Annotated in this window: 19 protein-coding genes and 1 pseudogene; 6 read left to right on the plus strand and 14 right to left on the minus strand. The window is 67.5% G+C overall.

Annotated features, from left to right (window positions below):
- Positions 1 to 14 precede the first annotated feature (14 nt).
- Genes M2282_RS19290 through hpaR form a run of 4 tightly spaced genes read right to left on the minus strand, consistent with a single transcriptional unit; the run spans position 15 to position 2878 of the window.
- Complete coding sequence (locus M2282_RS19290; RefSeq protein ID WP_280810388.1) at positions 15 to 1001, minus strand: Bug family tripartite tricarboxylate transporter substrate binding protein; 987 nt, start codon at positions 999 to 1001, stop codon at positions 15 to 17.
- Positions 1002 to 1044: 43 nt separating this feature from the next.
- A complete protein-coding gene (locus tag M2282_RS19295) occupies positions 1045 to 1815 on the minus strand; it encodes a fumarylacetoacetate hydrolase family protein (RefSeq protein ID WP_280810389.1) in 771 nt (256 codons plus the stop codon).
- Positions 1812 to 2447: a fumarylacetoacetate hydrolase family protein gene (locus tag M2282_RS19300; protein ID WP_280810390.1), complete on the minus strand. Its 636-nt coding sequence runs from the start codon at positions 2445 to 2447 to the stop codon at positions 1812 to 1814. The genes M2282_RS19295 and M2282_RS19300 overlap by 4 nt, the downstream gene beginning before the upstream one ends.
- Entirely contained in the window at positions 2444 to 2878 is a 435-nt protein-coding gene (gene hpaR, locus M2282_RS19305) for a homoprotocatechuate degradation operon regulator HpaR (RefSeq protein ID WP_013538719.1), read from the minus strand. Before hpaR ends, M2282_RS19300 begins: the two co-directional genes overlap by 4 nt.
- 102 nt (positions 2879 to 2980) lie before the next feature.
- On the opposite strand from hpaR, the gene radA reads away from it, so the two are divergent.
- Complete coding sequence (radA, locus tag M2282_RS19310) at positions 2981 to 4369, plus strand: DNA repair protein RadA (protein WP_280810391.1); 1389 nt, start codon at positions 2981 to 2983, stop codon at positions 4367 to 4369.
- A gap of 54 nt (positions 4370 to 4423) precedes the next feature.
- Here radA and M2282_RS19315 read toward each other — a convergent pair whose 3' ends face one another.
- On the minus strand, positions 4424 to 4879 hold the full coding sequence (locus M2282_RS19315; RefSeq protein ID WP_280810392.1) for a hypothetical protein: 456 nt from the start codon (positions 4877 to 4879) through the stop codon (positions 4424 to 4426).
- Positions 4880 to 5073: 194 nt separating this feature from the next.
- Here M2282_RS19315 and M2282_RS19320 point away from each other — a divergent pair, with 194 nt between their 5' ends.
- The gene (locus M2282_RS19320; RefSeq protein ID WP_280810393.1) at positions 5074 to 5502 is read left to right on the plus strand and encodes a glycerate kinase; all 429 of its coding nucleotides are present in this window, start codon (positions 5074 to 5076) and stop codon (positions 5500 to 5502) included.
- A 37-nt stretch (positions 5503 to 5539) separates the two neighbouring features.
- A pseudogene (locus M2282_RS19325) lies at positions 5540 to 5752 on the plus strand (M20/M25/M40 family metallo-hydrolase); the annotation flags it as partial.
- 93 nt (positions 5753 to 5845) lie between these two features.
- Here M2282_RS19325 and M2282_RS19330 read toward each other — a convergent pair.
- On the minus strand, positions 5846 to 6853 hold the full coding sequence (locus M2282_RS19330; protein WP_280810394.1) for a recombination-associated protein RdgC: 1008 nt from the start codon (positions 6851 to 6853) through the stop codon (positions 5846 to 5848).
- Between the two features lie 131 nt (positions 6854 to 6984).
- Here M2282_RS19330 and M2282_RS19335 point away from each other — a divergent pair, with 131 nt between their 5' ends.
- Genes M2282_RS19335 through M2282_RS19345 form a run of 3 tightly spaced genes read left to right on the plus strand, consistent with a single transcriptional unit; the run spans position 6985 to position 8577 of the window.
- Positions 6985 to 7938 (plus strand): branched-chain amino acid transaminase, encoded by a 954-nt coding sequence (locus tag M2282_RS19335; protein ID WP_280810395.1) that lies wholly within the window; start codon positions 6985 to 6987, stop codon positions 7936 to 7938.
- Between the two features lie 8 nt (positions 7939 to 7946).
- Positions 7947 to 8156, plus strand: coding sequence for a zinc-finger domain-containing protein (locus M2282_RS19340; RefSeq protein WP_081270012.1), 210 nt, complete (start codon positions 7947 to 7949; stop codon positions 8154 to 8156).
- Between the two features lies 1 nt (position 8157).
- Positions 8158 to 8577 carry an ABZJ_00895 family protein gene (locus M2282_RS19345; RefSeq protein ID WP_280810396.1) on the plus strand — a complete coding sequence of 140 codons (420 nt, stop codon included), beginning with the start codon at positions 8158 to 8160 and terminating at the stop codon, positions 8575 to 8577.
- A gap of 1 nt (position 8578) precedes the next feature.
- Here the strand turns inward: M2282_RS19345 and M2282_RS19350 are convergent, their stop codons facing one another.
- The 8 genes from M2282_RS19350 to M2282_RS19385 all read right to left on the minus strand — a co-directional run bounded on the left by M2282_RS19350 (position 8579) and on the right by M2282_RS19385 (position 18328).
- The gene (locus tag M2282_RS19350) at positions 8579 to 9679 is read right to left on the minus strand and encodes a hypothetical protein (protein ID WP_280810397.1); all 1101 of its coding nucleotides are present in this window, start codon (positions 9677 to 9679) and stop codon (positions 8579 to 8581) included.
- 10 nt (positions 9680 to 9689) lie between these two features.
- Entirely contained in the window at positions 9690 to 10937 is a 1248-nt protein-coding gene (locus M2282_RS19355) for an O-antigen ligase family protein (protein ID WP_280810398.1), read from the minus strand.
- 75 nt (positions 10938 to 11012) lie between these two features.
- Positions 11013 to 12212: an ATP-binding protein gene (locus tag M2282_RS19360; protein WP_280810399.1), complete on the minus strand. Its 1200-nt coding sequence runs from the start codon at positions 12210 to 12212 to the stop codon at positions 11013 to 11015.
- A gap of 114 nt (positions 12213 to 12326) precedes the next feature.
- Entirely contained in the window at positions 12327 to 13049 is a 723-nt protein-coding gene (locus tag M2282_RS19365) for a response regulator transcription factor (RefSeq protein WP_280810400.1), read from the minus strand.
- 53 nt (positions 13050 to 13102) lie between these two features.
- On the minus strand, positions 13103 to 14761 hold the full coding sequence (locus M2282_RS19370) for an NAD(P)/FAD-dependent oxidoreductase (RefSeq protein WP_280810401.1): 1659 nt from the start codon (positions 14759 to 14761) through the stop codon (positions 13103 to 13105).
- 8 nt (positions 14762 to 14769) lie between these two features.
- A complete protein-coding gene (locus tag M2282_RS19375; RefSeq protein WP_280810402.1) occupies positions 14770 to 15615 on the minus strand; it encodes a beta-ketoacyl synthase chain length factor in 846 nt (281 codons plus the stop codon).
- Complete coding sequence (locus M2282_RS19380; RefSeq protein ID WP_280810403.1) at positions 15612 to 16817, minus strand: beta-ketoacyl-[acyl-carrier-protein] synthase family protein; 1206 nt, start codon at positions 16815 to 16817, stop codon at positions 15612 to 15614. The genes M2282_RS19375 and M2282_RS19380 overlap by 4 nt, the downstream gene beginning before the upstream one ends.
- 143 nt (positions 16818 to 16960) lie before the next feature.
- Positions 16961 to 18328: an AmpG family muropeptide MFS transporter gene (locus M2282_RS19385; protein WP_280810404.1), complete on the minus strand. Its 1368-nt coding sequence runs from the start codon at positions 18326 to 18328 to the stop codon at positions 16961 to 16963.
- Positions 18329 to 18390 lie beyond the last annotated feature (62 nt).

An 18390-nucleotide genomic window follows, 5' to 3' on the forward strand; every position in this document is an offset into this window, starting at 1 on the left:
GGAGGGTGTCCGGTTCAATCGAGTTTGATGTCGCGCGCCTTGATCAAGGCATGCCATTTCTTGCGTTCTGCGTCGGTGTAGCGCGTCATTTCGGTGGCGTCGGCGGGGCGTGCCTCCCAGCCGGCGTCGTAGAGCTTCTGCTTCACGCCCGCATCGCCCATGGCCTTCTGCAGTTCGGTGCCGAGCCTGGCCTGCACTTCCTTCGGCGTGGCCGCGGGCGTCACCAGGCCTTGCCAGGTGTAGGCCTCGACGTTGGCGTAGCCCAGTTCCTTGGCCGTGGGCACGTTGGGCAGTTGCGGAATGCGCTCGGCCGACATCGCCAGCAGCGGGATCACCTTTCCGGCCTTGACCGCGCTCACGCCACTGGGCAGGTCGAGCATCATCAGCGGCACCTGTCCGCCCATCAGGTCCTGCAATGCCGGTGCGCCGCCCTTGTAGGGCACATGCAGCATCGACACGCCGGCTTCGCGCTGGAAGAGTTCCATTGCCAGGTGATGCGGGCTGCCGGTGCCGGGCGTCGCGATGCTGAACTTGCCGGGCGATGCCTTCAGCGCGGCGATGAGCGCCTTCGCATCGGCCACGCCGGCGTTGGGTGCCGCGGTGATGACGAGCGGCGAGCGGCCCATCATGCCGACGAGCGCGAAGTCTTTCTCGGCGTCGTAGGGCAGCTTCTTGTAGAGCGCGGGGTTGTAGACCAGCACGCCGTTGTCGGCCGAGAACACGGTGTAGCCGTCGCCCGGCGAACGCGCGACGTTCTCCGACGCGATGATCGCGCCGGCCCCGGGCTTGTTGTCGACGAGCACCGGCTGGCCGATCTGCTGCGACACCTGCGCACCGACGGTGCGCGCGAGGAAATCGGTGCCACCGCCGGCCGGGTAGCCCACCACCCAGCGCACGGGTTTGGTGGGGTAGGCGGCCGTCTGTGCGGGCGCATCGAGCGCGAGCATTGAGGCGGTGAGTGCCACGAGGGCGACGGCGAGTGTTTTCTTTCTGGCGTTCATTGCGTTTGTCTCCGCTGGTTTTGTGTGTGTGACGGGAAAGAATTCAGGCTGCGGCGATGGTGTTGACCAGCGCGCCGATGTGCTCGATCTCGGTGACGATCACGTCGCCCGGCTTGCAATCGACCACGCCGTCGGGCGTGCCCGTGAGGATCAGATCGCCCGGCGAGAGCGTCATGAAACGGCTGAAGTACTCGATGAGGAAGGGCGCGTCGAAGATCATGTCGCGCGTGTTGCCCTGCTGCGTGACGGTGCCGTTGACGGTGGTGCGCAGCGCGAGCGCCATGGGGTCGGGAACGTCGGCCGCATCGACGAACCACGGGCCCAGCGGCGTGCAGGTGTCGCGGTTCTTCACGCGCAGGTTGGGGCGGTACCAGTTCTCCAGGTAGTCGCGGATCGCGTAGTCGTTGGCGACCGTGTAGCCGCCGATGAAGTCATAGGCGTCGTCGCGCTTCACGTTCTTCGCGGTCTTGCCGACCACGATGGCGAGCTCGCATTCGTAGTGCATGAACTGCACGCCGGCCGGGCGATGCGTTTGCTGGCGATGGCCGATCAGCGTGCTCTGGCCCTTGATGAACACCAATGGTTCTTCAGGCGCCTTGAATTCGAGTTCCTTCGCGTGGTCGGCGTAGTTGAGGCCGAGCGCAAGGATGGTGCGCGGCCGCGCGGTGGGTGCCAGCGGGGGCAGCCAGATGAGTTGCTCCTGCGGCACGACGCGGCCGTCTTCGAGACGCACGGCGGCGTCTGGCTGGCCGTTGAATTCGTGGCTCGTGCCGGTGTATTCACGGCCTTCGTGAATGACGCGTGCGTGCTTCATGCGGCGGTCTCCTGCACCAGCGTGTTGATCAATGTCTCGAAGCCCTGCGAGGAGATCTCGATGCGGTCGCCTGCGCGTGCCAGCGGACGGCCCGCATCGCAGCCCAGCATCAGCACATCGCCGTGCGCGAGCGTCATGAAGTCGCCGACGTCGGCCAGCAGCTGCTGCGCCGGCCGCACCAGCTGCGAGAAGTCGATCGACTGCTTCAGTCCGCCGTTGATGCGCACCTCGACGCGGAAGTTCGCCGGGTCGGCCACCTCCTGCGCATCGCGCAGCGCCGGACCGATGCCCAGAAAGCCATCGACGCACTTGAACTTGACCGGCGGGCGGAAGAAGCTCGCATGCGGAATCGACAGGTCGTTCATCAGCACGAAGCCTTCGACATCGCCCTCGGCGCCGATCACCATGCCGATGCTCGCGCCGATCTCCACTTCGGGCACCGACGAAGGCACGGCGATGGCGCTGCCGTGCGGACTCCAGGTATTGGCGGTCTTCACGTAGAGAACGGGCGCTTTCGGCGGCGCCTTGTAAGGCGGCTCGGTCATCTGCGGCGCGAGCGCCTCGACCTCGGCGCGGAAGTTCAGCAGCGTGCCGTACACGGTGCCGGTCGGAAGGAAGTGCGCGGTGCTCATGAGGGCTGCTCCAGTGCGATCAGTTCGTCGAGCAGTCCGTAGAGCTGCGTGAGCTTGGCCTTGCCGAGCGACTTTTCCATCCAGTCGTAGTGGGCCTCGATGCTGGTGCCCAGGCGCTTGACCAGCTTCATGCCGTGCGGCGTGGCCTCGACCACGGTGCGGCGCTGGTCGGCGGGGTCGCGTGCGCGGGTGATGAGGTTGTCGCGCTCCATGCGCGCGAGCACGCCGGTGAGGCTGGGCCCGAGGATGAAGGCCTCGCGCGCCACGCGGCCGGTGTCGACAGCGCCGTGCTCGCCGAGCACGCGCAGCACGCGCCATTGCTGGTCGGACAGCGCGTGTTCGCGCAGGCTGGGCCGCGTGTGGGCCATCACGGCTTCGCGGGCCTGCAGCAGCAGGCGCGGTAAATTGCGGTGGGTGAACGTAGTGCTCAAGAGCGAGGCCTCATCATCAAATTAGTTAACATGTTAAATGAATGGCGATTTCTTTCCAAGCCTCCAGCCATCAGGGTTTGTGCGGACACCTAAACTCGACCGATGGCCAAGGACAAATCTCTTTTCGTCTGCAGTGAATGCGGTGGCACCAGCCCCAAGTGGCTCGGCAAGTGCCCGAGCTGCGGCGCCTGGAACACACTGATCGAACAGGCGGCCGGCAGCAACGCACCGGCCAACAACCGCTTCGGCACGCAGTTCTCGCCGCTGGCGGGCGTCTCCGAACTGGCCACGCTCTCGGAGATCGAGGCGACCGACATCGCGCGCACGCCCACTGGCATCGACGAACTCGACCGCGTGCTGGGCGGCGGCATCGTCTCGGGCGGCGTGACGCTCATCGGCGGCGATCCGGGCATCGGCAAGTCGACGCTCTTGCTGCAGGCGGTCGATGCGCTCCAGCGTGCTGGGCAGAACGCGCTCTACGTGACCGGCGAAGAAAGCGGCGCACAGGTGGCGCTGCGCTCCAGGCGGCTCGGGCTCGATCACTCGCAGGTGCAGGTGCTCGCCGAGATCCAGCTTGAGAAAATCATCGCCACGCTCGATGCCACGCGGCCCGCGATCGCGGTGATCGACTCGATCCAGACGGTGTATTCCGACCAGCTCACCTCGGCCCCCGGCTCGGTGGCCCAGGTGCGCGAATGCGCGGCGCATCTCACGCGCTTTGCCAAGACCAGCGGCACGGCCGTGGTGCTCGTGGGCCACGTCACCAAAGAGGGCGCGCTCGCAGGACCGCGCGTGCTCGAGCACATGGTCGACACGGTGCTGTACTTCGAGGGCGACACGCATTCGAGCTTCCGCCTCGTGCGCGCCATCAAGAACCGCTTCGGCGCGGTCAACGAGATCGGCGTGTTCGCGATGACCGAGCGCGGCCTCAAGGGCGTGGCGAATCCGAGCGCGATCTTCCTGAGCCAGCATGCCGAGCCGGTGCCCGGCAGCGTGGTGCTGGTCACGCTCGAAGGCACACGGCCGATGCTGGTGGAAATCCAGGCGCTGGTCGACAACGGCGGGCCGAGCCCGCGGCGCCTGTCGGTTGGCCTGGATCGCGACCGCCTCGCGATGCTGCTGGCAGTGCTGCACCGCCACGCGGGCGTGCCCTGCATGGACCAGGACGTGTTCGTGAACGCAGTGGGCGGCGTGCGCATCAGCGAACCCGCGGCCGACCTGGCCGTGATGCTGGCCATCACCTCGAGCCTGCGTGGAAAGCCGCTGCCCAAGGGTTTCATCGCCTTCGGTGAAGTGGGCCTCGCCGGTGAGGTGCGCCCCGCGCCGCGCGGGCAGGAGCGTTTGCGCGAAGCCGCCAAGCTGGGCTTCAGCATCGCGGTGGTGCCCAAGGCGAACGCACCGCGCAAGGGTTCGAAGGAGATCGAAGGCCTGACCATCCACCCCGTCGAACGCATCGAAGAGGCGATGGACGTGGTCCGCCGCCTCGATTGATTTTTCTTGGGAAAAAAATGCCCGGCGCGTCAGTGACGCGCCGGGCCACCCTCCCTATCCCCCGATGTGCATCGTGAACGCCGGCCCGCTGTTGAGCACGCATTGGCCGCTGCCCAACGTGGCCGAGTTCATCGTGTACTGGCAACTCAGGTTGCCGCCGCGATTGCCGCTGGCATTTGCCACACCGGCACTTCGCGAGCCGGCAACCCGGGTCGCCTCTCCCTGAAACTGTTCACCGCCAATCTGCGCGTTGAAGTGGCCGCGGCCGTTCATGTCGTTGGTCACCGTGCCTGCGACGGTTCCGTAGCGCGCCGCTTCGGCGTTCGACGGATACAGGCGGGCACTGAAGCTCTGCGCGATCGGTCCCGGTGCAACGGCATAGGCCTGCGAAGGCGGCGCCGCGGGTGCGGATTGTGCGATGGGCACCACGTAGCAACCGCTGAGTGCGGCGGCCGTGAGCGTGGCGGCGAGAGTGAGACGAACGAAGGTGGCGGAACGCGGAATATTCATACGCTTTTCTGTGGCCCGGGTTGATGCCCGTGCGGTGAAATGTGCCGCCTCGCGCCACCGTGGCATGTGCATTTCGAGGTGAGTACCGTTTTTCGCGCCCGGCGGTAGCCACGGCCGATACAGCAGATCGCGCCCGCGATCCGAATGCGAACTTTCGAATGACCCGGCAAGGCGCAAACCACAGGGCGGCGACAATGCGCGCCATGAATTTCCAGAAATTGCTGGTGCCCGTGGGCGGCATCGTCCTTCTCGCCCTGGCGTGGCGCAGCTACGGCTGGGCCGGTGTTGCATTGACCGGCGGGGTCATCGTGATGTTCCTGCTGTTGCACTTCAACCGCGCGATGCAGGTGCTCAAGCGGGCCGCCGACCGGCCCGTGGGCTATGTCGCGAGCGCGGTGATGCTCAACGCCAAGCTCAAGCAGGGCGTGACGCTGATGCACGTCATTGCCATGACCCGCGCGCTCGGCGAACTGCGTTCGCCCCCGGACACGCAGCCTGAGCTGTACCGCTGGACCGACACGGGCGGCTCGTACGTCGATGTCGTGTTCAACGCCGGCAAGCTGCAGAGCTGGGAAATGACCCGGCCCGAGGTTCCCCCCGAAGAAGAAACGCCGGCCGGCTAGGCCGCAGCGTTCTGTCCCGATTGCTGCCGCAGGCCGACACACGGGCATCGGCAAGTCCGGCATCGTGGCGCAGATGAAGGTCGGCAACGGCACGCGCCGGTTGGGCATCCGCGCCGACATGGACGCGCTGCCCATCGTCGAGGCCACGGGCCTGCCGTATGCAAGCAGGCACCACGGCAGCATGCACGCCTGCGGCCACGACGGTCACACTGCCATCCTGCTTGCGGTGATGGCACAGGTCTGCGCCGAACTCGTCGGCGCGGAGCACGTGGTCACCGAGGCGCCGAAGGGCGCGTGCTGGGTGCGCCTCGCACAGACCTACCTGGTCGCCTGAGCGCCGCCTTCAGAACGGCGCGTCTTCCTCTTCCTCGGCGGCATCGGCCGGGGTCGCGGTGGCGGGTGCTGCCGCTTTCGCGGCGGGCTTCGGCGCTTCGTCCGCCGGTGCCGCGCCGAACGCCGCCTCGCCGCCCAGCGCATCGAGCAGCGCCGGCACCAGCTGGCCGAGCTCGCCGGTCGCGATCGCAACGTCGGCGTCGTAGTTGTCTTCCTTCTTGCCGCCCGCGGCACCGTCGCCCGTGCCTTCGAGGAACACGATCTTGCGGATCAGCATGCCGTGCGTGAGTTCGAACGACACGCGGTCGTCCCAGGTGAGCGCCAGGCGCGTGGGGCGTTTGCCGTCGGTGATGTGCTTCTGCACCTCCTCGATGTCCAGCGGGTGCTTGGCGTAGCGCACCACGGCCTTCGAGTCGTCCGAGGCCTTGAGCTCGCACTCGCGGTCGATGGTGAAGCCGGCCGGCGGCTCCTGCGTCAGGAGCCAGTTGGCCATGGCGGCGGCGGGCTCGATCTGCGTGTTGATCAGCGCCACCGCAAAGCCGTCGAGCGACTTCACGAGGCTGGTGACCACTTCGTCGGCGCGCGAGGCGTTGCCGCTGTTGATCACGAGGCGGTTCTCGGCCTTGTCGATCCACACCGCGACGCGCGCGCTGCGGGTGAAGGCCATCGGCAGCAGCTCCAGGGTGATGTCTTCCTTGAGCTCCTTCTTTTCCTTCTTGCCGGGCTTGCGGCCGGTGGTGGCCTCGATCTGCGCGCAACGCTCGTTGAGCTTGCGGCGCACCACGGAGCCGGGGACCTGCTTGCTCTCGATCATGTATTCGACGAGCCACTGGCCGTCGATGGATTCGACCAACGGGCCGCCGGCTTCGCCGCGGGGCTCGGCCCAGCCGGCGGACTTTTCCTGCGAGGGGCCGCAGGGCTCGAAGCGGTGCTTGCCCAAGCCCTCTTCCGCCTCGGCCAGTGATTGGGACCAGGCAGGTTCGATGCGATAGACGATGACGTTCTTGAATACGGACACGGAAACCCTTTTTCCACTGGTTTGCACAACCGGCCATTGTCGGGCACCCCGTTCCGGGCGCCGCCGTAAAATCGAAAGCTTTTGCGACGGCCCCTGTCGCACCCCCACACCGTTCCCAAAGGAATCAGGAAATGAGCTCGATCCCCCCCTCGCTGGACGACCGTGACGGCAAGATCTGGATGGACGGCGAACTCGTGGACTGGCGCGACGCCAAGATCCACGTGCTGAGCCACACGCTGCACTACGGCTGCGGCGCCTTCGAGGGCGTGCGCGCCTACAAGACGGCGGACGGCGGCACGTCCATCTTCCGCCTTGCCGAGCACACCGAGCGCCTGTTCAACAGCGCCAAGATCCTGCGCATGAAGATTCCCTTCTCGCACGAAGAGCTCAACGAAGCGCAAAAGCAGGTGGTCCGCGAGAACAAGCTCGAGAGCTGCTACCTGCGTCCGCTGATCTGGATCGGCTCCGAGAAGCTCGGCGTGAGCCCCAAGGGCAACAAGATCCACGCCATGGTCGCGGCCTGGTCCTGGGGCGCCTACCTCGGCGAAGAAGGCATGCGCCGCGGCATCCGCGTGAAGACCTCCAGCTACACCCGCCACCACGTCAACATCACGATGACGCAGGCCAAGTCGGTGAGCAACTACACGAACTCGATCCTCGCGAACATGGAAGCGCTGGACGACGGCTACGACGAAGCGCTGCTGCTCGATGCGAGCGGTTTCGTGTCGGAAGGCGCGGGCGAGAACATCTTCGTGGTCAAGGGCGGCGTGGTCTACACGCCCGACCTCTCGGCTGGTGCGCTCAACGGCATCACGCGCAACACGATCCTGCACATCTGCAAGGACCTGGGCCTGGAGCTGGTGCAAAAGCGCATCACGCGCGACGAGGTCTACATCTCCGACGAAGCCTTCTTCACCGGCACCGCCGCCGAAGTGACGCCCATCCGCGAACTCGACCGCATCGAGATCGGCAACCGTGGCGACGGCGGCTCGCGCGGCCCGATCACCGAGAAGATCCAGTCTGCCTTCTTCGACATCGTGAACGGCAAGAATCCCAAGTACGCCCACTGGCTCACGAAAGTCTGAGAAAACACATGTCTACCAATGCAGTCGTCGAACTCCTGGCCAAGGAGCTCAACCATCAGGGCGGCGTGTTCTGCCCCAGCCCCAAGGCCGACATGAAGCTCTGGAACAGCCACCCCAAGGTCTACCTGGACGTGGCGCGCACCGGCGAGGCCAAGTGCCCGTACTGCGGCACGGTGTACCGGCTGAAGGCCGGCGAAACCGTCTCGGCCCGCCACTGACGTGACGCTGCGGGGCCTGCTGTGCCGCTTTGCAGCGGCCTACCTGGTCCTGCTGGTCGTCGTCGCCGTGGTGCTGAATCTGGCGGGTGCCAGTTCCCACACCAGCGGCAACGTGGCCTCCTTGCTCGCCGCGGTGACGTGGGTGTGCATGGACTTCGCCAAAAAGAACGGCCGCTACTTCACGCCCGACGAAAAGAAACGCGCCATCGTGGGCATGCTGGTCATCGACATGGTCATGCAGGCGGCAGTGACGGCGGCGGCTGGCCTTTTTTCCGGCGCGCCGGTCCTTGCGCTCGGCCCCACGATGCTGGTGCTGCTGTTCGTCGGCGTGCTGCACGCGCTGGTGATCTGGTTCTTTGTCGGCTTCGCCGGCAAGCAGCAGGTGGCAGCCGAAGCCCGGCGCAACAACAAGAACAACTGATTCAGGGCGCAAGGACCACAGGGAGTGTCTTCTGGTCGCTGCGCCATTCGCCGCGCAGCGTGGTGCCTTCTGATTTGAGCCGCAGTCGCGCCTTGGATTCGGATTCCTCCAGGTCCAGCACGCCGTTCCGGTATTGACCAGACACGGAGATGGGCTTGCGATAGCGGTCGTAGAAGTACACCGCGTTCACCTGCCCATCGCCGCCGCCGGTCAGCGGCAACCGCAGCGTGATCGGCAGCCGCCCGTCGATGCTGCCGCGCAGCACCTGGCCGAAAGGCGAGGAGGGCGCCGGGGCGTCGCCCTCGCCGAGCAGCAGCGCGCGGCCGTAGCCTGTCAGCCAGGGCTTGAGCTGCGAAGCTGGCAAGCGCGTGCTGAAACTGCCGATGTCATCGAGTGCGCGCATGGCGTGATTGCTGCAGCGGCCCTGTGCGAACAGCACGGCGCCGGTTTCGATCTCCATCCGGCCCACGCCCTCGATCTTCCGGTACTCGGCGTCCCTGCGGGACAGGCAGTCCTCATACAGGTCGATTGAGGCGTCGTAGTCATCGGCCGATCTGCCATCCCTGGATTGCGGTGCCTTCTTCGCTTTTTGCAGCGACGCAATTTCCTTTCGAAGGGTCGCGGCATTGTTCGCGTCGACCTTGCCGGCGATGGCTTGCAGTCCCTGCGGCGTGAACAGGTCCTGCACCTCGAGGTGGCGGCCGGTTGCCGCATCGAAGGCATGGGCGTATGTGAAGGGCTCGCAGTAGGCGCCGCAACCCTCGCCCTCGATACGCAGCGACAGCAAGCGCGCGTCGTTGCGCAGCACCGTGTAGCCGAGCTCCGGCATGTTTTGCCATTGCTGCCCGCCCATCCCGCGCAGACCGTCGGCTGCACGCACTGGCGCCGGGATCTCGAAGGTCTCCAGGAAGAGCCACTGGTTGATGCGCGTTGCGACTCGGGTGTCCTCCGACTGGACGAAGGGAAACTTCTGGTCGGCGGTTTTGCCAGCCTGCCGCGTGAGCGTCTGCACGTTCAGCGAGGCAGCCTGTGCGCCGCCGAGGGTCCAGGCAAGTGACGCGGCGATCAGGCCCTGCCAGAGCCATAGGCGAGGAAAGCGCATGCGATGTCTTTCAGGCTTGCGCGGCGAGAGCCGGCGTCTTGGGCCAAGGCCACAGGTCGCGCCACGGCGCGGGGTCGTTCTTTTCTTGCGCGAGCCGCAGGTACACCATCGCGATCCACAGCAGCGCGAGGCCGATCTGCGCATCGCGCATGGCCGAGTTCACGCTCGATGCGATCAGCGCGATCAGCGTTGCGGCCAAGGCATAACGACCCGCGATGTCGGGGCGTTTCCATGCTTGCCACACAGCCGCGACCATGATGACCAGCAGGCTCAGCAGCGCGGGCAGGCCGCCCTGCGCGCCGACCCAGAGGAAGTCGTTGTGCGGCATGTTCGAGTCGGCGAACAGGGCCGGGCCGCGCTTGTGCCATTGGCTGGTCCAGCCGCCGATGCCCCAGCCGGTGAGTGGCCGGTCGGCGATCATGCGGCCCGTGTCGCGGTACATGTAGTAGCGAATGACCCAGCTTCCATGGAAGACAGCGCCGGTCTGCGCTTCCTCGATTTCCTGCAGGCCGGTCTCGACCTTGTGCTGCAACTGCGGCAACTGGTAGAGCGCGGCTCCCAGCACGACAGCCCCCAGCACCAGCGCGCTCACCAGCATCTTCAGATGGTTGCGCCACTGGTGGATGCACACCACCGGAATCACCAGCAGCAGCGCGAGCACCGAGGTGCGCGAGGTCAGCGGCAGCGCCACCACCAGGCCCAGCCCGAGCATCAGCACGAAGGCCGGAACGGCGCGCAACGGCTTGTGCGCGGCGATCTGCGCAATGCCCCACACGGCGGCCGTGGCGGCCACCACGCTGAACAGCAGCGCGTTGCTGATCGATTTGTTGCCCACCTCCATGACCACCGCGCGCAGCGGCGACCAGACCGGAAAGCCGATGGCGTAATAGAGCACGATCAGCAGGATGTTCAGCGCCGCGATCAGCAGGAAGCCGCGCAGCGCCCAGATCGCTTCCTCGCGCGTGAGCGCCATCGCCATCAGGATCGTGAGGCCGATGCGCAGGCCGTGGAACAGGTTGGACGGGGTTTCGGGGTAGTGCGGCCCGAAGGCCAGCACGAGGAGGGTCCAGGCCAGGTAGGCCACCACCGGCCACCACAGCGGGTTGGCGCGCAGGCGCGCGAAGCGTTCGCTGTAGCCGCCGGCGATGAGCATCGTCACCAACAGGAGGATGGCCGACAGGTAGGTGACGCCGACCGGCATGAACACCACCAGCCCCCAGAACATGGCCGCGGGCCGAACGATGTGCGATCTCTGCATAGGGGCGGGATTTTAGGTGGGGCTCATGGCCCCAACCTGACCGCGTGGTGTCCCTTGGAAAGGGATTCGGGCGTATCAGTGGGCGGGCGCGACCACCGGCAGGCGGATCACGAAGCTCGCGCCGCCCTCGGGCGCGTCTTCGCAGCGCACCGTGCCGCCGTGCCGCTCGGCAATCGACTTCACCAGCGCCAGCCCCAGGCCCACGCCGCCGTTGCGCTCGCTCGCGCCGGGCAGCCGGTAGAAGGGCTCGAAGATGCGTTCGCGCAAGGCTGGCGGCACGCCGGGGCCGCGGTCGTTGACGCGCACCGTGGCAAAGCCGTTCGTGCTGCCCAGTTCCACGCTGATGCTGCCGGCGCCGTAGCGGCGCGCGTTCTCCAGCAGGTTGCGGATCGCGCGGCGCAGGAGGCGCGACACGCCGGGCACCGTGAGCGTTGCGTTGTCGGTGCCCTCGGCCAGGTCGAGCTCGGCATTCACCTGCGCGCATTCCTCGGCGGCCAGGCCGGTCAGGTCGACCGCTTCGATGGTGCCCATGTCGGCCTCGCTGGCGTCCAGCCGGCTCGCGAGCAGGATCTCGTCGATCAGCTGGTCGAGTTCGCCGATGTTGCGCGAGATCTCCTCGCGCGACTTGGGGCTCGGCTGGTCGCCCATCAGTTCGAGGCTCATGCGGATGCGCGTGAGCGGCGAGCGCAGCTCATGCGATGCGTTGGCCAGCAGCGACTTGTGCGAGCGCACGAGCTGCTCGATGCGTTCGGCCGATGCGTTGAATCTTTTGGAGAGGTCTGTCACTTCGTCCTGCCCTTCTTCGGTCACGCGCACCGAGAGATCGCCCTCGCCCCAGCGTTGCACGCCGCGCTGCAGCGATTCCAGCCGCTGCGTGATGCGCCGCACGATGGGGTAGACGCCCAATGCCACTGCCACGCCCACCAGGGCAATCATCCAGCCCAGCCCGAACGGCGTGCGCCATGGTGCGAAACCGCCGCTGCCGGTGGGGCGCTCCCGAGGCGCCACGCGCAGCGTGATGGCCTTGCCGTCGCTCAGCGTCACGTCGAATTCCAGCCCCTGGCCCGGCACGCGCAGCGCGGTGCCGGAGCCGATGGTCCGGTCCTGCGCATCGAGCACCACCACGTTGCGCGGCACCGGCGCCAGGCGCTCGCGCTCGGCCTCGGCGGCCTCGCGCACGATCCAGTTGGCCATCAGCGTGAGGATGACCACGCCGCCCACCACCGCGAGCCAGATGCGGACGTAGAGGTGGCGGGAGTACAGATTGCGCAGCATCACGAGAAGAGGCGGCCGCCGCCGGGCCGCCCCAAGGCGAGCCGCGCCTCCCCCCCCGGGGGGTGGCGAATTACACGGAGCGCAGCGAGTGAAAAGCCGGGGGGCTGACATTTTTCAGTCTTGCTGCTTGGCGAACACGTAGCCCACGCCGCGCACGGTCAGGATGCGCTTGGGGTTCTTGGCATCGACTTCTATGGCGGCGCGGATGCGGCCCATGTGCACGTCGATCGAACGGTCGAAGGCTTCGAGCTCGCGGCCGCGCACGGCTTCCATGATCTGGTCGCGCGTGAGCACGCGGCCCGCGCGCTCGGCCATCGCCACCAGCAGGTCGAACTGGTAGGAGGTGAGATCGGCCATCGCGCCAGCCACCGACACGGTGCGCGCGTTGCGGTCGATCTCCAGCGTGCCGAAGCGCATCACGGTGGAGGCTTCGCTCTCGGTGGCGTTTTCGCTGCGCCGGCGCAGCACCGCGCGGATGCGCGCCAGCAGCTCACGCGGCTCGAAGGGCTTGGGCAGGTAGTCGTCGGCGCCGATCTCCAGGCCGATGATGCGGTCCATCGGGTCGCCCTTGGCGGTGAGCATCAGCACCGACACCTTGGAGATCGGGCCTGGCAGGGCGCGGATGCGGCGGCAGACTTCGAGCCCGTCGGTGTCGGGCAGCATCAGGTCGAGGATCACGAGGTCGGGGGCGTGCTGCTGCAGCTGCTCGAGGCCGCTGGCGCCGTCACCGGCGTGGTTGAAGGCGAAACCCGACTGCGTCAGGTATTCGCCCACCATCTGCGCCAGGCGGGCGTCGTCTTCGATCATCAGGAGTTGGGGGGTGCTCATGCGCTTCATGGTCGTCCAAAGGGAGCAAGCGGGCTTGAACGCTCCGTAAAGTTGGGTAAACCTCAGGCGTGCATGTCAACCGGAGGTGCTGCGAAAAGCATAGCGGCCGGACTCGTGGCAGCGGGTGGTGCCTCCGGTTTCTCGTCGAGAAGGGCTTGCAGGGCGCCGGCGTCCACGTCCGGATCTGCCGCTCGCGCCCGCGCAAGGATCTCGCCGGCCAGCTGTCGCAGCATGGCCGTGGAATCCTGGATGCGCGCCTTGAAGCCGGCATCGTCCAGCGTGTCCTTCAGGCTGCGGTTGAGTTCGGCGAACCACGGCATCGCGGCCTGGTCGAGCATCACGGCCGGGTTGCTCTTGTTGCTCGATGCCGACCAGTCGCGCATCAGCCGCTGCACCGCGAAGTTCAGCCGCTGGCAGTGCTGCAGCTCGTCCTTCAGGCCGCCGAGCGCGGGCAGGTCGGTCAGCCGCCGCTGGAAGAAGATCTGCGCGAGCACGCCCCAGTAGTAGGCGTAGTCCCAGATCACCTTCACCGGCAGCACCTCGGGGTCGCCGAAGAGCGGGTACTGGTCCTGGTAGAGGGCGAGCGTGCTCTCGTAGAACGAGTGGTAGAGCTGGTCGTAGACCTGGGCCCGCGCTTCCAGCGGGCGGCCGGCGCGGTCCTGCGCGATGAGGTCGGTGATGTAGGTGTTGCCAATCGCGATGAAGTCGCTGCCGGGCGAATAGAAGGGGTCCAGAAAGAGTCCGGCCTCGCCCGTCATCGCCCAGCGGTTGCCCGAGAACACCTGCTTGCAGCCGTGCGAGAAATGCTTGAGGAACGCGAAGTCCTGCAGCAGATGGCGCTTGTGGTCCAGCGCCTCGTACAGGCGCGGCTGGTAGGTGGCGAACCACGCCATGGCCTTCTCGAAGGTGTCGATGGTGTCCAGCGGGTGCAGCTTCGGGTCGGCCACGATGCCCACCGAATGCGAGCCCGAGGCCAGCGGGATCAGCCAGGCCCAGTAGCCGGCGCCCACGAAGTGGTTGGTCGAGAGCCAGCGCGCCTGCGGGTCGCAGCGCTCGCGCCATTCGGCGTTGTCGCTCCAGTCGTCCACCGCGATGCGCTCGCCGATGCGGAACCACACCGCGTTGACGTCGTGCGGATTGGACTCGGCCAAGCCGAGCTTGCGCTTGAGCATGCCGGCGCGGCCGCAGGCGTCGATGAGCCAGCGCGCCTCGGTGGCATGGCGCTCTTCACCGCGGGTCCATTCGATGCGGTGGGGCGCCCCGGGGTTTTCGGAGTTGTCGGCGAGGTCGATGCGCCGCACCAGCGCGCTGTCGACGAAGCGCACGCCGCAGCGGGCGGCCTCCTCGGCCAGGAAGTTCTCGAAGATGCCGCGGTCGATCTGGTAGCTGGGCACCGCCAGGTAGCGGCTCGCGCCGATCTCGGTGACGTTGTCGATGTCGCTGCGGCCTTCGCTGAAGAAGAAACGAAAGCCGAACTTGCGCAGCTGCGCCTCGTCCATGTGGGCCTTCAGGCCCAGCACCGTGTCGAAGTAGTGCGCCCCGATCTCGACCGACGATTCGCCCACCTTGTGGGCGGCGTGCGGCACCGGATGCGTGCGGCGCTCCAGCACCAGCACCTTCAGGTCGCCGAAGCGCTGCTTCAGTTGGATCGCCAGCGTGAGGCCGGCGAGACCGCCTCCCATGATCACTGCGTCAAAAGAATCCAGCGCAGTGTCGGTCATGGTGTGTGTCAGTCCTTGGACGGGGGCCGCAGCTGCAGCCGCAGAGACAGGGTAGGCGAGAGCCGCAACGCGACCGGCGGGCCCGCGCCGTCGGACAGGTGCGCGAGCGACTCGAACAGGCTCAGCGCCTGCGCCATCGGGTTGATGCCCGAGAGCGACTTTGCCGCCTCCGAGTGCGCCGGCGTGTAGGTGGAAGCCGCTTCAAGGCTGTTGCCAGCCAGTGACCAGTCCAGTGCGGCGACGGTGCGTTCGCTGCGTTCGGGCGCGATCACCATCGCCACCGCCAGCAGGCCGCGGCTGTCGGTCACCGAGGTCAGCGGGCCGACCGTGGGCGTGTCGTAGCCCACCACCAGCACCGGGCTGTGGTCGGCCGCGCATTGCACGGCCGCTTCGAGCAGGCCGGTCGCGAAGCTGTATTCGAAGGCCGAGACCGAATTGCTGGCCGCCATGCAGCCGGTGCCGATGGTCCAGTAGCCCACCGCGGCGTTGTGCACCGAGTTGTGAAAGCGCGTGGGCGACAGCACCGTGGGGTCGGTGGCGAGCGTGCTGCACATGTAGTCGTTGATCGAGAGGTCGCCGTGCGCCGAGATGAACACGCAGGGCACGTCGGCTGCGTTGCGTCCCGAGGCCGCCATGGCGGCGGCGGCCACTTCGAGCGCCAGCGCCACGGTGTCGGGCGCGCGGCGGCGCTCGGCCGGGGCCAGCACCTGCGGCGCCGGGCGCTTGGCCGGCGGATCGGTCAGCGTGCCTTCGCCGCGGAACGCCGCGCGCGCGGCGTCCCAGCCGGGGAGGGTCGGCGTCCAGAAGGCCGGGCCTTCGATGTAGAGGGTGGGGGGCGTGGCGGTCGTGCTCATGCTTGGGCCTTGCCGAACACGAGGGAGCAGTTGTTGCCGCCGAAGCCGAAGGAGTTGGAGAGCGCGTAGCGCACCTCGCCATGGGCGGGCGCCAGCTTGATCTGCGGGCCGAAGCCGCTGTCGATCTCGCGCGTGTTGACCGTGCCGGGCTTGAGCCCGCGCTCGATCGCCAGCAGGCTGATCACCGCCTCGACGATGCCCGCCGCGCCCAGCGTGTGGCCCATGAAGCCCTTGGTCGAGCTCGCATGCGTCGTGGCCGGGAAGCGGCGCGCCACCAGTGCGCCTTCGACCTCGTCGTTCTTCTGGCTCGCGGTGCCGTGCATGTTGATGTAGTCGATGGCTTCGGGGGCCAGGCCGGCGCGGGCCAGTGCCTCGTCGAGCGCGCGCTCGGCGCCCAGGCCCTCGGGATGCGGGGTCGACATGTGGTGCGCATCGCTCGCCTCGCCGTAACCCAGGAGGTGCAGCGGCGACGCCGAAGCGCCCGTCTGCACGCGCTCGACCAGCGCGAAGCCCGCCGCCTCGCCCAGGCTGATGCCGTTGCGGCCGGCGTCGAACGGACGGCAAGGCTCGTTGGACACCAGTTCGAGCGAGTTGAAGCCGAACAGCACGCTGCCGCAGAGCGTGTCCGCCCCGCCCACCACGGCCGCGTCGGCCAGGCCCAGGCGGATCAGCCGCTCGGCCGAGGCGAACACCTTGGCGCTCGACGAGCAGGCGGTCGAGATCGTCTCGCTCGGGCCTTCGAGGCCCAGCGCCTGCTGCACGAACATCGCCAGCGAATGGGGCGTGTGCACTTCGGCGCGGCGCTGGTCCGGCTGGAACATGCCGTTCTCGTCGAGCCGGGTGTAGGCCAGCTCGGTCTCGCCGATGCTGGAGGTGGAAGTGCCCAGGATCAGCGCGACGCGCGAAGCGCCGTACTTCTCACGCGCTGCAGCCACGGCTTCGGCAAAGCCGTCCGCCTGCAGCCCCAGCCAGGCCAGCCGGTTGTTGCGGCAGTCCCAGGAGGCCAGGGCTTCGGGGAGCCGGATGTCTTCGAGCCCCTCGACACGGCCGATCCACGTGGGCAGCGGCGCATCGCCGAAATCATTGGCACGCAGGCCGCTGCGGGAGTTTTCGAGCGCCTCGGCGAGCGGGGCCTTGCCGACGCCGACGGCCGAGGTGGCCGTGTAGGCGCTGATCTGTAGAGGGGAAATACGGGAGAGCACGATGAATCTTGGGGCGCGCGGCAGGCGAAAGGGCGTCGTTGGACAGAAGCGTAATTTTCACGCAATGAATGTCACGCAGCCTACCAGCAGTGCACGCGGCTGGGCGTCGGCTGTTTCCCACGCGTGCAGCCTAGGCCAGGGCCCTATTGACGGTCGTTGGCGCTTGTGGTCGTCGTCAGCCGCGAGGCCAGCGCCACCAGCAGCAGCACGGGCACGCCCAGCAGCGCGGTGGCGGTGAAGAACCGGGCGTAGCCGTAGGCATCGACGAAGGCGCCCGAGTAGCCGGCAATGAACTTGGGCAGCAGCAGCATCAATGAGCTGAACAGGGCGTACTGCGTGGCCGAGTAGCTGATGTTGGTCAGGCTCGACAGGTAGGCGATGAAGGCCGCCGAGGCGATGCCGCCGGCCAGGTTGTCGGCCGAGACCACCGCGATGAGCGCCGTGAGGTCGTGCCCGCGCGAGGCCAGCCAGGCGAACAGCAGGTTGCTCGCGGCGCTGAGCACCGCGCCCAGCATCAGTACGCGCATCACGCCCAGTCGCATGGACAGCACGCCGCCCACGAAGGCGCCGGCCAGCGTCATGACCACGCCGTAGATCTTGCTGACCGTGGCCACTTCGTCCTTGGTGAAGCCCATGTCCACGTAGAACGGGTTGGCCATGATGCCCATCACCACGTCGCTGATGCGGTAGATGGCAATCAGCGCGAGGATCAGCGCGGCCTGCCACCGGTAGCGGCGGATGAAGTCGGCAAAGGGATCGACCAGCACGTTCTGCAGCCACTCGGCCGCGTTCTTCGCCTTCGGCAGCACCAGCCGCACCGGCTCGGGCGAGAGCAGCACCGTGAGCACGCCGACGCCCATCGAGGCGGCCATCACGAGGTACGCGGTTTTCCACGCGCCGTTCTGGTAGGCCGCCGCACCGGTCGCGGCGACGGCGGGCGCCACCTCGGCCCAGGCCGCGACCCACAGCACGCCGGCGCCGGCCCAGATCATCGCGAGCCGGTAGCCCGTCTGGTAGGCGGCGGCGAGCGCGGCCTGCTTGCGCGTCTCGGCCGATTCGATGCGGAAGGCGTCCAGCGCGATGTCCTGCGTGGCCGAGCCGAAGGCCACGAGCAGCGCAAACCCGACCAGCGGCGCGAGCCCGTTGCGCGGGTCGTTCATGGCCATGCCGATCAGTCCCCAGATCACCACGCCCTGCGCCAGCAGCAGCCAGCCGCGGCGGCGGCCGAGCAGCGTGGTGAGCGGCGGCAGCGGCATCCGGTCGACCAGCGGCGCCCAGACCCACTTGAAGCCATAGGCCAGGCCGACCCAGCTCAGGTAGCCGATGGTGGTGCGGTCGATGCCGGCCTCGCGAAGGCGAAAGCTCAGCGTGCCCAGCACCAGCAGCAGCGGCAGCCCGGCCGAGAAGCCCAGCGCCAGCATGCGCAGCGTGGCCGGCTCGAGGTAGACCTTCAGCGTGTCGCGCCAGGGCGGTTTGGGGGCGGTGGGGGTTTCGAGCGGCGGGGCGGACATGAGCCCGGATTGTCCATGAGGCGCCGCGGGAATCCGCCGGCCCCTTTGTCTTCATTTGTTCC

The organism is Variovorax boronicumulans (assembly GCF_029892485.1).
Taxonomy (GTDB): Bacteria; Pseudomonadota; Gammaproteobacteria; order Burkholderiales; family Burkholderiaceae_C; genus Variovorax; species Variovorax boronicumulans_B.

Bases quoted from the DNA above. Each gene is read 5' to 3' on its own strand.
- M2282_RS19320 (WP_280810393.1), top strand. From the start codon at position 5,074: ATGCGCGCCATGAATTTCCAGAAATTGCTGGTGCCCGTGGGCGGCATC.
- radA (WP_280810391.1), top strand. From the start codon at position 2,981: ATGGCCAAGGACAAATCTCTTTTCGTCTGCAGTGAATGCGGTGGCACC.
- M2282_RS19355 (WP_280810398.1), bottom strand. From the start codon at position 10,937: ATGCAGAGATCGCACATCGTTCGGCCCGCGGCCATGTTCTGGGGGCTG.
- M2282_RS19370 (WP_280810401.1), bottom strand. From the start codon at position 14,761: ATGACCGACACTGCGCTGGATTCTTTTGACGCAGTGATCATGGGAGGC.
- M2282_RS19340 (WP_081270012.1), top strand. From the start codon at position 7,947: ATGTCTACCAATGCAGTCGTCGAACTCCTGGCCAAGGAGCTCAACCAT.
- M2282_RS19335 (WP_280810395.1), top strand. From the start codon at position 6,985: ATGAGCTCGATCCCCCCCTCGCTGGACGACCGTGACGGCAAGATCTGG.
- M2282_RS19350 (WP_280810397.1), bottom strand. From the start codon at position 9,679: ATGCGCTTTCCTCGCCTATGGCTCTGGCAGGGCCTGATCGCCGCGTCA.
- M2282_RS19300 (WP_280810390.1), bottom strand. From the start codon at position 2,447: ATGAGCACCGCGCACTTCCTTCCGACCGGCACCGTGTACGGCACGCTG.
- M2282_RS19375 (WP_280810402.1), bottom strand. From the start codon at position 15,615: ATGAGCACGACCGCCACGCCCCCCACCCTCTACATCGAAGGCCCGGCC.
- M2282_RS19290 (WP_280810388.1), bottom strand. From the start codon at position 1,001: ATGAACGCCAGAAAGAAAACACTCGCCGTCGCCCTCGTGGCACTCACC.
- M2282_RS19385 (WP_280810404.1), bottom strand. From the start codon at position 18,328: ATGTCCGCCCCGCCGCTCGAAACCCCCACCGCCCCCAAACCGCCCTGG.
- M2282_RS19295 (WP_280810389.1), bottom strand. From the start codon at position 1,815: ATGAAGCACGCACGCGTCATTCACGAAGGCCGTGAATACACCGGCACG.
- M2282_RS19360 (WP_280810399.1), bottom strand. From the start codon at position 12,212: ATGCTGCGCAATCTGTACTCCCGCCACCTCTACGTCCGCATCTGGCTC.
- M2282_RS19365 (WP_280810400.1), bottom strand. From the start codon at position 13,049: ATGAAGCGCATGAGCACCCCCCAACTCCTGATGATCGAAGACGACGCC.
- M2282_RS19315 (WP_280810392.1), bottom strand. From the start codon at position 4,879: ATGAATATTCCGCGTTCCGCCACCTTCGTTCGTCTCACTCTCGCCGCC.